The 14,570-nt window shown below is 52.3% G+C and carries 8 protein-coding genes; 4 read left to right on the forward strand and 4 right to left on the reverse strand.

Translation table 11 applies throughout. The features are described from left to right. The first annotated feature begins 71 nt into the window (after positions 1–71). On the forward strand, positions 72–2,672 hold the full coding sequence (locus SH451x_RS19675) for a YXWGXW repeat-containing protein (RefSeq protein WP_479358769.1): 2,601 nt from the start codon (positions 72–74) through the stop codon (positions 2,670–2,672). A gap of 1 nt (position 2,673) precedes the next feature. Here the strand turns inward: SH451x_RS19675 and SH451x_RS19680 are convergent, their stop codons facing one another. After that, on the reverse strand, positions 2,674–4,782 hold the full coding sequence (locus SH451x_RS19680) for a vWA domain-containing protein (protein ID WP_479358770.1): 2,109 nt from the start codon (positions 4,780–4,782) through the stop codon (positions 2,674–2,676). Positions 4,783–5,150: 368 nt separating this feature from the next. Beyond that, positions 5,151–8,072: a VWA domain-containing protein gene (locus SH451x_RS19685; RefSeq protein ID WP_479358771.1), complete on the reverse strand. Its 2,922-nt coding sequence runs from the start codon at positions 8,070–8,072 to the stop codon at positions 5,151–5,153. A 385-nt stretch (positions 8,073–8,457) separates the two neighbouring features. Here SH451x_RS19685 and SH451x_RS19690 point away from each other — a divergent pair, with 385 nt between their 5' ends. Together SH451x_RS19690 and SH451x_RS19695 are read left to right on the forward strand one after the other, a co-directional pair. After that, positions 8,458–10,485 (forward strand): YjhG/YagF family D-xylonate dehydratase, encoded by a 2,028-nt coding sequence (locus SH451x_RS19690; RefSeq protein ID WP_479358773.1) that lies wholly within the window; start codon positions 8,458–8,460, stop codon positions 10,483–10,485. Between the two features lie 93 nt (positions 10,486–10,578). After that, positions 10,579–11,634: a Gfo/Idh/MocA family protein gene (locus SH451x_RS19695; protein WP_479358774.1), complete on the forward strand. Its 1,056-nt coding sequence runs from the start codon at positions 10,579–10,581 to the stop codon at positions 11,632–11,634. On the opposite strand, the gene SH451x_RS19700 is transcribed toward SH451x_RS19695, so the two are convergent. Both SH451x_RS19700 and SH451x_RS19705 read right to left on the reverse strand, forming a co-directional pair. Next, positions 11,580–12,917 (reverse strand): HD domain-containing protein, encoded by a 1,338-nt coding sequence (locus tag SH451x_RS19700; RefSeq protein ID WP_479358776.1) that lies wholly within the window; start codon positions 12,915–12,917, stop codon positions 11,580–11,582. The two genes, SH451x_RS19695 and SH451x_RS19700, sit on opposite strands and share 55 nt — an antisense overlap. Positions 12,918–12,937: 20 nt before the next feature. Further along, positions 12,938–13,666 (reverse strand): ABC transporter ATP-binding protein, encoded by a 729-nt coding sequence (locus SH451x_RS19705; protein ID WP_479358777.1) that lies wholly within the window; start codon positions 13,664–13,666, stop codon positions 12,938–12,940. Between the two features lie 324 nt (positions 13,667–13,990). Between SH451x_RS19705 and SH451x_RS19710 the strand changes: the two genes are divergently transcribed. Beyond that, positions 13,991–14,560 (forward strand): RNA polymerase sigma factor, encoded by a 570-nt coding sequence (locus SH451x_RS19710; RefSeq protein ID WP_479358778.1) that lies wholly within the window; start codon positions 13,991–13,993, stop codon positions 14,558–14,560. Positions 14,561–14,570: the final 10 nt, after the last annotated feature.

A 14,570-nucleotide genomic window follows, 5' to 3' on the forward strand; every position in this document is an offset into this window, starting at 1 on the left:
GTTACTACCTTTGGTAAAGTCGGGTCGGCACACTTGTTTACCGCAGAACGCGGTCGTGAAAGCTTCAAATCATGAACACTCGCAACTCTCTTCGATACTTTTCATTGGGTCTGGCGCTCACTGGAATGTCCCAAGTCGCTTTCTCCCAAGAAGCACTACCGCCCCAGACACCGCAGTTCGGTGACCAAATCGACGACAGAAGTATTGAAAATGACGACATGTCGGTGCTGTTGCGCGGTCCGCTCCACGAAGCATACGCCGAACAGTTCTCCGTGGATCCCGAACCAGGGGTGATTGTTTCAAGCGAGCCACCGCCGATAATCCAAGAATTAACGCCCGAATATCGCCCTGAGATTGAAGATGTTACTTGGATTCCGGGATATTGGGGATGGGACCCCGAAACGGACGACTACATTTGGATCAGCGGTATCTGGCGGCAAGCCCCGCCCAACCAACAATGGATTCCAGGGTATTGGATTGATGTTGACGGCGGCTGGCAATGGATCGGCGGCTTTTGGAACTCGGTAGAGTCGCAACAGATCGCTTATCTTCCATCGCCACCTCCTTCACTCGAAAACGGCCCAAGCAGTCCTGCCCCCGAAGGGGATCACTTTTGGATTCCCGGCAATTGGAGCTATGAAGGCCAAGATTACTTGTGGCAAGCGGGCTATTGGTCGCCTGGCCATCAGAACTGGATCTGGATTCCTGCGCGGTACGTGTGGACTCCTAGCGGATGTATTTTCCGCGCAGGCTATTGGGATTTGGGTGTTCAAAAACGCGGAATGGTCTTCTGCCCGGTTCGCTTCAACAACCCAGTAGTCAACTACCAGTTCACTCCGACGTACATTGTCGAGACAAGTCCAAGCTGGTATGCCAATCTGTTTGTATGTCCGAGATATAACCATTACATGTATGGAAACTACTATGGGTATTCCGGTCGTTATGCTTTCCATCCGTGGGCAACCTATTACCAATCTACTCGGCGATACGACCCGCTCTACAGTTACTACGCTTACCGCGGCCGCAACAATTCTCTTTTGTCACAGTTTGTTAGGTTACACAACTATTACAGGCTGAATCAGGCTTTTCGGCCTGCGGTCACACTCTACGGCGGGCGTCAGCAATTCGCGTCTTTCACCTCCCAGCAGCAAGCTTATGCATTGCGGACAGCAAACATTGCAAACCTAACACGTAACAATGCAGATGTTCAGTTCCCTTTTCAAACTCGGCGCATCGATCAGCAGACCAGGCAGAAGTTCGATCAGACTTCGCCGCCTGTTCAAAAGTTTGTCGATCAACGAAGAAGTCTCGAGCGAGCTGGTAACGAACAAGACCGATTGCGCGCCCGCGTCCAAACTGACGAAACACTGGCCGGAGCGCGGTCAACGGCGGCGTTAAACGCAGGCATGAAGCGCCTGCAGTTAAACAACAGCGTGAACACCGATGCGCGACGAATCGCTTCGGGGCTGACCAAAGTCGACGTCCCCAGCGAGCAATCCCGAAACGGATTTGAACATAGGGGTCGTGGAAATCAAAGTTCTGATGCAACGCAATCAGCTTCGGATCTAGTCCGCGATGCAGCTCGTCAAGGTCGCAATGATTTGCAGGTCCGTGATCCAAATGGCAACTCTCGTTCAAATGATTTGGGCGACATTCGAAATGGACGCGACCTTCGAGAGCGAATAACTCCTGAGGAGATTGCACGTCGCCGAGCTGCAATTCGCCGCTCGGGAGACGATTCCGTTGCTCAAACTGGAAATATCGGTGGCAACAATCGTGGAGCCGCGGGTGCTTCAGCAGAACGCCCCGCAGCGAACGCAGACAACACTCCGCCTTCCGTTGCGGACATCGAGGATCTTCGGCGATCCATGATTCAGCGAGCTAGGTCGAGTGCTGGTTCATCTGCAAGCAATAATGCTGCAAACCAGAACGCATCGCTAGGACGTCAGGGACAAGCCGCTGACTTGCGAAATTCACTTCAGTCGAGCAGTCCTGCGAGCAGCAATCCTCGCCCAAATGCAACACAACTCGATTCACGCCGCGGTCCCAATGCGACGAACCCGAGTGCGACCAACTCGACAACACCAGGCAATTCGCCTAGCGCAGTCGACCGGCTAAACCAAAGATTGAACTCAAGTGGACTTCAACAGCCAAATCTGCAAGGTCAAGGTAATGGCTCGAGTAATGGCCTTCAGCGATCACAACAACAACGTAGCTTACGAGTGCCACAAGGCGGGATCGATCAATTGCAGAATCGCGCAACCGAACTTCAAAACCGCGCCCGTGGAAATCCGCAACAACCAGCATCAAATGGTAACAGGCCAAGCACGTTGGATCGTTCGAGCGGTCCTTTGAACCAATCAAACGTGGATCAGCTGAGAAGTCGGCTTCCACAAGCGACGCAGGGAGCACCAAATCTTAGGTCATCGCAAAGTACGCTGAGACCGTCGGCAATTGGCAATGGGAACTCGGGAGGCAACGGTACTGGAGTCTCGCCGCGCCCAAGCGGTTTAAACAGTTCTTCGATTCAGAACCGACTTAATTCGGCTACCGGCCAAGGCAATCGCGGTCAGCTTCGACAGTCGCAGGGCGGCCGTGGAGCAACGCAAGCACCTAGCAACGGGAACGCAAGCGATGGCCGCCAACGAGGCCGCGGTAACTTTGGCAGGTAAACTATAACTTTGGTATTGGACGCTTCGGTGGCGGTGGCGCAAGCATCCTAGCCTGATCGTCTTGCGGATTCGGAATGTTATTGTTGTTCGGTGCGGGATTCATGGGTGCTGGTGGGTTTAGATCGGTGTACGATTCAGCCCACTCCCATCCAATTGGTCGCTCTAATTCTCGACGCGCTAGGTACGCCCATGGCGTTCCTTTATGATCGGTAACAATCTTCTCAAATAACGAACGTGCGTCATCTGCCTCTTTCTGAAGCCGGCTATTCACTGAAATTTCGTTGCTCGGCTTTAACGTCCAGGTGTTGTTTTTAGTATCAGAGAAATTCATTCCTCGCTTTGCTTTCCCTAACATCTGATTATACGACTCATTACGGATTCGTTCGGCGTTTGCAGTGGCTATAGATAGATCGTAGCTAGCCAGCCATCGAACCGAGAGCTCTTTGCTGCGACCTGCCTCTCCTTGCGAAAGTACTTGGCACAGCATGGCAAGTCCAGGCCCCAGTCGAGCCGATAGTTGTTGGGCCTGTGTTAGATCGTTGGCAAAGCTCGCTTCGTCCCGTTTGACAAATCGCAATCGTGGTTGCTCGAGCACCCCCGTACGAGCGAGCTGGGACCCTTGCACGAGAGCCGCCCGTAAGGGGCTTTTCTTGAGCATTTTTTGGTATTCGTCGGCCGATAAATAGTCAGGACGATAGCGTTCCATGACCTCCGGTTCAAAAAACCGTTGCATATGCGACGCGAACGCTTCTGTCGCACCGCGGCCAACGTCACGATCATATTTTCTGTTGGGATGGATCGTGAAAAAGATCCCACCAGTTTCGTAGCAAATGCGTGATAAAGCATAAGGGCCAAAACCTGAATCGATCGTTGGCTCCTCGAAGAAGTTATCTTTATAGCCAATCTTAACACGCTCAGGAACAAGAGTTTCTGGCCCCTGGTCAATCTGAGCCCACTGATCAGATTGGTCAAATCTTGGGTCAGGATCGACGTATTTTATAAAGGTAAATTCACGTCCAAATGGAGCTGGTACGCCCATGATATAGACGGGGATGGCAAAACGTCGACAAAGATCGATTGTCTTGTCCATCCCTTGCGTATCGTCGCCTCGTTCATCCGTGACTGCGATTAGCATGACGTTGCGTTCCGGACCGTCGCCGCGATCAATCCGCAGCCGTTTGAATTTGTCAGCGGCCATGTACAGTGCCGAAAAAACCATTTCGACGCCAGAGCTGTCGACTTCGATCTGATCGATTGCCTGACGGATAAGATCCACATTCTCGGTCGGCTTGTCCAACAAGAGATTCACGTCTTGCCCGAAAGAAACGACGCTCGTAAGCAACCTGTCGCTCGGTTGTTGTCGGGCCGCGCTCACTAACCCAATTTCTTCATAGATGCGATCGAAGCGGTTTCGAATCTCTTCGCGACGCTTCGACAGCGACACCGAGGCATCAAAGAGCCAAACGATCAGTGTTGGCCGCTCCTCAATTGACTGAATGATTTCATAGGTTATTCGGTCGACCGCTCCTTCAGTCCCAGCAACGCCGTAGCCAGTCATCCCACGAACAACGGTTTTGGACTGCGTGAGGGCGACGGCATTCTGAACATTGACCGACAGATCAAAGGTTGCGATTGGGGAAGGTGTCAATTCAGGCGTTACAATTTCGCTGATCTCGGCCAGAATCGGAGCCGAGCTCATTGCTATGTCAGTTTGGCCGATTGAGTTCGAGCCGATTTTTTCAGCAGGATCGTCGCTAAAGACGATCTCACTTATCAGTTCAAAGTCAGGTTCGTCCTCTTCGATTGGAGTTGATCGAATAATAAACTCAGGTTTTGCAAGTTCCGTAATGACCGGAATTGCCGCAAATCCGACGATTAACGCCACATGCCCCAGCAAGCTAGCGAAAAAGGCGACGCTATCTCGGTCGAAAAAGACGGTTCCTGTCGCGGGGCCAATTTCTGACTCGTCATCATCCGCGGCCGCCACCACGTCCGAAGCTTCATTTTCTGCCGTCACAACGGGGGGAACTAGATCAGTAACATCCACAGAGCGAGCATCACCCAGTAATTCTGGGGGTTCGCCTTCGATACTGTTATCCCGTTTAAGCATTGCACAATCAAATTCAGATTGGAACAGATTCAGCTTCCGCTCTACCCACTTTGAAATTTATAGCCCACTAAGGGATCTATAGCGAACTTCCAGCTCAATTGTCACCGCAAAAACGACCAGAATCAAGCAGAATGAGCGATTCCGCTGGCAACTGCAGCGTTGCGTAGCCTCACAAACCGGTCACTGCTCTCAATTCCCCTAGAAATTGGTACGCAGAATTCGAAGGGCGATCGACCGGATTTTTGTGGCAAATGCATTCAGATGAACGGGCTCGGCACGCGGCAAGCCGTTTGGCCTGTTCTCATGCTTCAGCACAGCGTCGTCGTCAACAATATCCCGTCGTTGCAAGCTGCCAAGAACAAAAGCCGCTACTCACCTTCACGTTTGGTATTCTTCTTCGCTCTCAAAAGCCGTTCAGTGTAAGACAACTCGCTGTCGCCTTGTCCCAAAGACGGCTTCCCTGACCCTTTATCAGACGTTGAAGCGGGGGACGCGGACTTCGTTTTGCCGAATTCGCCACCAACGTCAACTTCCCCAGCTTGAGATTCAGCCGGGTCGAAGCTTGCATCGCTTGCTGGCTTCGTTGCCATCATCGTGGACGCGGCATCTTGCTTTGTGGCTCGCAAGCGGTCCATGCGAGCTACCGCCACATCGTCTTGTTTCTTCTTGCCTTCGCGATACCTTCGATAGACAACCAACGGCCATCGTAAATCAATTGCTACGCGACGCACCAAGCAATCTGTAAAGAATAATGTTGCTCCCAACAGAATTGCCCAAGGCCAAATATCTTGTAGCGACCGCGCCGGAGGCACTCCTGGTCGGTAGCCATCGATCGCCAACAGTGTCTCCCAATCTTCTTGCTCTAACGGTTGCGCTAGAGATCCTTGCGTTCCACCTACCGGCGTTAAACCCGCTAGTTGCTGCAACAGTCTTGAATTCATCTCTCGGAGCCGGTATTCAGCAGAGAAGGGGACAGAAACGCCCGTCGTGAGTGGAGCTTCACCAGCCGCAGGAACGACGCTCAGTACGTAGGATCCAGCTTGAGGAGCGGGAAATGAACCAATGTATCTTCCGGCGCTTTGCTGCGTTAGGGAAACGGCGAAAGGCTGCAGATCAGGCCCTACCGCAGCGCCGTTGATCTCCAAAAAGTTCAACGAACGCTCCTCTTCGTCCGTCGCCGTCACGACGACTTCCACTCTACCGTCTCGATATGCAGTGGAAATTGTGTAGTTGCCTTCTTCTTTGGACGGCCGCATGATCCAACGCACTAGCTGGCTTGAAAATTGATCAAACTGCGGCCAGTTAGCCCAATCGGTCGCCCAACGCTTCCCAGTATCGGTAGTAAACACCGCAGTTCTGCCAAGCCCGTATGTCCAAGTAGCCAGGATCGTTGATACGTCTTCTTCGGACGGTCGCGGTGCGCGAATCGGACGTTCGACCAAAGGACTCGCTTTTAGTTGAGTTAAAACATAACCCGTTATTGGGGGCAAGTTGCGACTAATCCCAGTCAGTGCTTCATGGGACGCCACTACCTCTGGGGTAAAGCCAGCAGGATCCTCGAACAACTGCGACCGAGACACTCGCCGCGCTTCCCGCATAAAGATTTTCGGCAACGCTCGGGCGTTTGTAACGACGTAATAGTTCCCGCCAGTGGTAGTGGCGATCTTCTGCAACGTTTGATGCCCCGCCGGTCCATGTGCTCCAACAGCGACGGTTGAAATTTTAATGCCACTTGATGCGAACGAGTTAATGATCCCCCCCGAGGGCGGCGTGGGATCGCCATCACTGATCACAATCATGTGTTTCATCGACGCTTGTGTTGCACTTAATCCTCGATACGCAAGCACCAGTCCTGGATCAAAGTCAGGCATATCGCCGGGCTGCATCTGGTTCATTTGGCTAAGCATATGTTTCTTATTTTCGCCATCACCGACTCGTAGCATGCCATTGGTCCCACCCCATAACCAGCTATCGCCCAACGCGTCGTAGCGAATCACACCGCAATAATCTAAAGGTCCAAGGGAATCGAGTGCTGCTCGCCCGATGACTTTTTGCCAGTAATTGCCCGATGCAATTTCGGACGCATGCATTACCATCGCTAACGCCCCGACAGCTTCCACCTTGCTGTTCTTAATTTGAAAGTCGACCGGCATCGCTTCCTCGAGTTTTGTGTTGGCCCAACCACCTGGGCCAAACGCTTCAGGACCGCCTAGCATTAACAAACCAATACCAAACTGCTGCACGCTTTGCGTCAGCATTTCAACTTGATCGTCCGAAAACGACAGCACGTCTGCTGACTCGCCCGACGTCCTGGGTGTTCCAGCCAGAACGACTGCGTCGTAAGCCTGTAGTTCAATCAGATTCGTAAAGAGACTCGACGTATCGCGTACATCGACTTCAATATCACTCCGGCGCAATGCTTCAATAAAGTCATCGTACTCACCGATCTTAGCGACATCTTCGATTAAAAGCACCCGCCCCTTACCGCGCACGTAAGTGAACGCCGTCGCCTTGTTGTTCTCCGAAATCGAATCGCTCGCTTGGTCTTCGGGAATAAAGACCGCTTCGTAGCTATAACCTGCGGGTTGATCGATGATATGTGGGAGAGTAATAACATTGACATCGCGATCCAGTACGACTTCCGAATCGGTAAGCACTCTTTGGTTTCGGCCAACGCTTTGCAAAACCCTCAATCGTCCGCGAACGGGCGCATTATTTTCGCTCATACGTTCCACAACTACGCGAGCTTCGACCGGTTGTCCCTGTCGAACGTTCCCCGGAATGTCGATCTTGTCGACCAGCACTTCTGCTTGAGCGCTCATCTTGACCGGTACGACATCGATCCCAATGCCTGCTTCAGCCAATGAAGCTGCCGTCGTCGCCGCAGTGCCAAGCGTCTCGTTGCCGTCGGTCAACACTACGATGCGGCGTGCTGTATTTTCTGGGAAGCTAGCTTGTGCAAGTTTTAGAGCCGCTTCTAAATTCGTCGCATCCGATTCGCCGAAGAAACTCTCAGGTTGATCGATGTTCGGTAAGTCTTCATCCAGCGGCGGGAATTCTATTGCAGCCTCCCTGCCGAAGATAATCAGGCCTGCTTGGTCATCGCGATTGGAATTTCGATATTTCTTGACGCTGGCGATGGCATAGTCCAGCATCAGCTGACGTTTGGCTTGCGTTATCGAATCGCTCTGGTCGAGTAGATAGATGACCGTTGTCTTCTCACTGGTCCAAATCCACTGCAAACCGGCGATGCCGAACACCACCAAAAGACAAACAGCTGAGCGGAGCATGATTGCAAAAGCCGCTCGCCATGGCCCTAATCCTGCTAACGATCGTCGCCCAATCCAAATGATTATGGGGATGACGATTAATAACAAAAGGTAAATCGGATATTCAAATCCTATCCGCAGCTGCCCCATCGCAAGTAATACCTTCAGTTGTTACCTTTCCCGAACACCCATTCAAACTGACGAAATTCGAATGGAACACTTTCCGCAGACAGACGTCTGCCATGGCATAGGCGTGCATTTCATTGTTGTTATAACCGATCTGCAACGATTTTGCCTTAGCGGTTAGAATATTCGATGGCGAGATGACATTTCGAACATTCGCCCCCCGCTCTCGGGTTTTCACATTCCTTTCAGACTCTCCCAGCAGAAATCTTACAGTAGCTCTATGAGTGACTCCAAGCAGCAGAATTCCTTTTCACTTGACGAGTGGTTGTCATGGCCTGCAAACGAGACATCGATCGAAAACCCGCAGGCTTTTCCGGTCGCAACATCGGGCGAGGGCCCAGCTGGCCAACTTCCGCTTGACGACGATATGCTGCGAAATTGGTCCAGCGGCGATTTGTTCGGACTCACGCAGAACGCAGGCATGGGTTGGAATCTGCAAAAAATGCTCGGTCCACAATTCCTTCTACTGAGCACACAAGGGGGGATGCGTCGCGACGATGGGCAACCAATCGCATTGGGTTACCACACAGGACACTGGGAAGTCGGGTTGCTGGTGAGGGCGGCGGCGGAGTGGATCGCTGAAGCTGGCGGCGTCCCCTTTGCCGGGGCAGTCAGCGATCCGTGCGATGGTCGAACGCAAGGCACAGCTGGAATGTTCGATTCGCTGCCATATCGTAATGACGCAGCCGTCGTCTTTCGAAGACTGATTCGTTCCCTACCGACTCGCCGCGGCGTCTTGGGCGTAGCCACTTGTGATAAAGGGCTACCGGCAATGATGTTGGCGCTAGCAGGAGTGAAAAGCCTACCCAGCGTGTTAGTACCAGGCGGTGTAACGCTTCCGGCGCGCGACACGGAAGACTTAGGCAAAGTTCAATCGATCGGAGCACGCTACGCACACGGTGAGATCAGCCTGGAAGACGCCGCAGCTGCAGGCTGCCGCGCTTGCGGTTCACCCGGCGGAGGGTGTCAGTTTTTAGGCACGGCAGCGACCAGCCAAGTCGTTGCGGAAGCACTGGGTATGACGATTCCACACGCCGCACTGGCTCCCAGCGGCCAACCGATCTGGCTGGAAATGGGACGACAGAGTGCAGCAGCATTGTATGAACTATACCAACGCAAGCTTACACTCGCCGACATTTTGACTGACGACTCCTTCTATAACGCGATGGCGGTCCATGCAGCTTGCGGTGGTTCGACCAACCTTTTGTTACATATTCCGGCAATCGCCCATGCGGCAGGCCTACGCCGTCCCGTGTTGCAAGATTGGATCGACATCAACCGCAAGGTTTCGCGGTTCGTCGACTGCCTGCCCAATGGTCCAAAGTATCATCCAACAGTGCGATTTTTCATGGCTGGTGGCGTCCCCGAAGTAATGTGGCACTTGCGAGAACTTGGTATCGCAAAAACATCAGCGAAAACAGTAAGCGGCAAGACCTGGGACGAAATCCTTGACGCTTGGAAGGTATCAGCGCGACGCGAAAAACTTCGTGAACATCTGTTTGCTATGGATAACGTAGATGCCGATGAAGTTATCATTCCGCCAGCCACCGCCAAGAAGATGGGGCTCTCCAGCACCGTCTGTTTTCCCTTCGGAAATCTTGCTCCCGAAGGAGCGGTCATCAAGAGCACCGCGATCGATCCTTCGGTTTTAAATGACCAAGGTATCTATCATAAACGTGGTCCTGCTCGCGTATTCACTACGGAATCCGATGCGATTGCAGCCATCAAAGGACAAAAAGGACAACCTATTAAACCTGGGGACATCCTGTTGCTAGTTGGTCGTGGACCGATCGGTTCAGGCATGGAAGAGACTTATCAGCTTACCAGCGCCCTGAAACACTTACCCTGGGGCAAACAAGTCGCGGTCGTTACCGATGCGAGATTCTCAGGCGTATCAACTGGTGCTTGCATTGGTCACGTCGGCCCGGAAGCACTCGCTGGAGGTCCAATTGGAAAAGTGATCGATGGCGATATCGTCGAGATTATCGTCGACGCCAATCAACTAACTGCTTCTGTAAACCTGGTTGCAACCGCTACAAAATCATTGACGTCGCAAGAAGCAACAGATCTTCTCGCTTCGCGTCCAGTGCATCCGCAGCTTGTGGCGGATAGTCGCTTGCCAGACGATACGCGACTCTGGGCCGCATTACAATCCGTTGGCGGTGGGACCTGGGGAGGCTGCGTATACGATGTCGATCAGATTATTGCGACGCTAAAAGCCGGCACAGCGGCCCTCGCAAAATCATAACACTTCGCATGTATGAACTTAATTGAAAAGGGGCCACTCTTTATCAGTTAGGTGACGTTTCGAATACAACTTCTTTAAGATAAAAGCAAAAGCATGGCTATCGGTTTTGGTATCATCGGCACAGGCATGATCGCTCGCTTCCACGCGGCCGCTATCAAGGAGATCAAAGGCGCGAAACTCGTTGCTTGCTATAATTCGACTCACGAAAAGGCAGCCAAGTTCGCAAGTGAACATCAGTGTGAAGCGGACGATTCGCTGGCAGCGATGTTGGCCAGGCCTAACATTGATGTCGTGACGATTTGTACGCCCAGCGGAGCGCATCTGGAACCTGGTATTGCGGCAGCTAAAGCCGGGAAACACGTAATCGTTGAAAAACCTCTCGAAGTGACGCTTGCGCGCTGCGACAAGTTAATCGACGCATGCGAGAAAGCCAATGTCCAGCTTGGCACCATCTTTCCATCTCGGTATCATCCCGCCGCTCGAATCCTTAAAACTGCCGTTGATAAGGATCGCTTTGGAACAATCTCTCTGGCCGATGCCTATGTTAAGTGGTTCCGAACTCAGCAATACTACGACAGCGGTGCTTGGCGAGGTACGTGGAAGCTGGATGGTGGCGGTGCTCTCATGAACCAAGCTATTCACACCGTCGACCTTTTGTTGTGGCTCATGGGCCCGGTTGCCGAAGTAACAGCGTACTCAGCAACTCGGTCGCACGAAAGGATCGAGGTGGAAGATGTGGCTGTCGCTACTCTTCGATTTGCGAGCGGCGCACTGGGCGTTATCGAAGCCACGACAGGCGCTTATCCAGGCTCCCTTAAGAAAATCGAAATCGCGGGCAACATGGGCACAGCAATCTTGGAAGAAGAGGACCTCATCAAATGGCAGTTCGCGAAACCGACTAAACAAGATGAGAAAATAGTGGCAGAGATGTCTAGTCGTACCAAGACTGGCGGTGGTGCAGGCGATCCTGCTGCGATTGGGCACGTTGCGCACCGCGAGTTGTTCAAAGACTTCCTGGCATCCATCAAGAGCGGGAAACCTTCCTCGATCGATGGCCAAGAGGGACGAAAAAGCGTGGAATTGATTCTCGCGATTTACAAGTCGGCGAAATCAGGTCGCCCCGTTCGCTTGAACGCTTCGCGCCATTGAACCTGCCGCATCCAATCGCGGTGTTTGGGTGCGACGAAGATCCGCACGCGTTTAACCATGTTGTCGAACTGGTGCGTTGCTAGCGTTTGAACGACGGGCGATAGCGTGCCCAACGGGCGGAACGTTTCGTCGCTCTGCCGAACCCTAACATCAAATTGTACTTCCAGTTTGGTCGGTGGCGCGTCGATCAAAATCTCACTTGGAAGAACCGTTTGCTTGGTTTGTGAAGAAAGATATTCGGCCAACTTGCCACTCAGTTCAACCATCTCTTCAAAAGGGCGTCGAGCAAGCGCGCGATGGATTTCGGGGGCTTCCAAGTAGTCAAACTGCGCTGCCCTCTTAAATAGGCTTCGGTCTTGACCGAACAGCCCTCGACTGATGTCGGCAAGCTCTGTATCGGCAAGCTTTTCCAATATCGCACTGGCAGCTTCGGCTTCGGACATCCAACGTGCTTTTGCTAAGAACTCCGCACGATCGTTCAGCCCGTAGACACAGCGCTGCAGCATTGCGGTCGCTGACCGCACGGCATGATGCCAGTAGACTTCGCTAAACATCACATAGCGTGCAAAGACCATCATTTCGGCAGCCGTGCGTGCTTTTTGAGTGATCGCAAGTGAATTCCTGTCGGTATCGACACAAAGCTGGCCGATCAAGCGTTGCTGATCAAAGTTTCGGCCGTAAGGAACTCCGGCATGCATCGAGTCGCGTTCGAGATAGTCAAGTTTATCGATATCGATCGGGCCGCTTAACATACTAAAGAGCAAGGGAAATCGTCCCGGCTTTTCCGCTGGAGCCAATAGCTCCAACACATCGTTAGGATCGATTTCGAAGTCACACTCCAAGATCTTCTTCAAGTCTGGCGACTGCAAGTATTCCGCCGCGAGCTCTTCATGTCTTGGCATGCCAGGCAAACGCATGTCTTCGATCGCATGCGCAAAAGGATAGTGGCCGATATCGTGAAGCAATGCTGCAACCAAGAACAGTTCGCACTGCTTGGGTGAACATCTGCTGCGAAAATCTTCCGACTGTGTCAGTCGTTCAAGGAAGAGAAGGGCGTTTCGGTAAACGCCTAGAGAATGCTCAAATCTTGTGTGCCTAGCACCTGGATAGACGAGAGCGACCAAACCAAGCTGGCTTAGATTGGAAAGACGACGAAAATGTGGCGTATCGATCAGCTTCTGTATTCGGCTGGTGATCGGCACGTCAACGCCGGTTGGAATACGAATAAACTTTTCAGCTAAGCGAAGCGCTCGAAGTTCGGGTAAGGTCCAATAAGCATCCATGTTGCGCGCTCCGTCAGCCCTTAAAATTGTGCAGCCGCTTGCAAAGCCGCTGCCGCTTCGTCATGTTTCAGCGTGTCGCAGATGACGCTTCCATCACGCAACACGATATTGCGTCTTGCGTTGCGTGCGATGTTCAGATCATGCGTCACCAGAATAACAGTCAAGTGTTGCTCGGCATTCAGCTTTGCAAACAGTTCGATGACTTCGCGGCTGGTTCGAGTATCTAAATTTCCCGTTGGTTCGTCACCCATTAGAATCGATGGATTGGTTGCCAAGGCGCGCGCAATTGCTACACGCTGCTGCTGCCCGCCCGAAAGTTGACCTGGATGATGGTCATGCCGATCGCCAAGCCCGACCAAATCCAGCAGTTCGGTCGCTCGCTCATGACGCGACCTCGCCGTAAGTCGCTCACCGTACAGCAGCGGTAGTTCTACGTTTTCTAACGCCGACGTGCGATTGAGCAAGTTGAAGTTTTGAAAGACGAAGCCGATCTGTTTGTTGCGAATCCTTGCACGTTGATCGCGGGTCATCGTAACGACCTCTTCGCCATCCAGCTTGTAGCTTCCGCTCGTTGGACGATCAAGGCAACCCAGCGTATTCATCAAAGTCGATTTGCCGCTACCGCTGGGACCGATCAACGCGACATATTCGCCCCGTTCAATATTTAGGGTCACATCAACCAGGGCTCGAACTTCGACTTCGCCAAGGGTATAGATTTTTTCTACGTCGTTTAATTCAATCAGTGACATACTCAGTTGTCGCTCAAGACTTCCCACGCCCAGCCGTTCTTCTCTCGCAAACTCTTGCCTGTCCTATCCTAGTCGAAATCTTTAGCTAGCCGAAGTGACACGAACAAAGTATTCGCAGTAAAACATAGCCAGCTCGGATAACATGCAAATTCTGCAAAATTCGTTGGTTCCCGGGCCTTTCCGGCGAGAATTGCGTGCAGCATTCTGAGCTTCAGAAGTGCGGCAGCAAAGAATTTTCAAAGTTTCTGCCTACGCACCTAATATTTAGTCCGCATGAACGTTGAGATAACGTCGACGCGATGATTGCCAACTGAGAATCGATTTATGAACGAATCCCTATCGGAAAACGCTTCCGTATCGCCGCTGCAAGACTGCTGTGCTGCAAGTGCACGCACGTTGTCAGATAGCGAATGGGTGTCGTTTGTTTTCGATCAAAACCATTTGAAACTCGTCAATTATGCGGCTGGGTTCTTCCGAGGCGACCATGACAAAGCGATCGACGCGGTGCAAGAGACCTTCTTACGACTGTGCAAACAGCCTCGCGACAATATTCAGGATCATGTCCAAGCGTGGCTGTTTCGTACCTGCCGAAATCTAATCTTTGACCAACTGAGGCAGAGCCAACGAATGAACACAACTGACCAAACATTTGCTATCGCCGACACTAGGCTTGATAGCGACCCGTCGAACCGAATTACTCGTGAAGACGAACTTCAACGTTGCAGTGAGCAAATTTCACAGCTCCCATCACAACAACAGGAAGTACTCAACCTGCGAATGACGCACGGTATGTCTTACAAGCAAATTTCAGCCGTGACCGGCATGACCGTCAGTAACGTCGGCGTCACGCTTCATCAGGCGATCCACAAGTTGCGAGCGACATTGGCGACTTGAAGGTAACTTT

The sequence above is a fragment of the Njordella aestuarii genome, assembly GCF_056494165.1.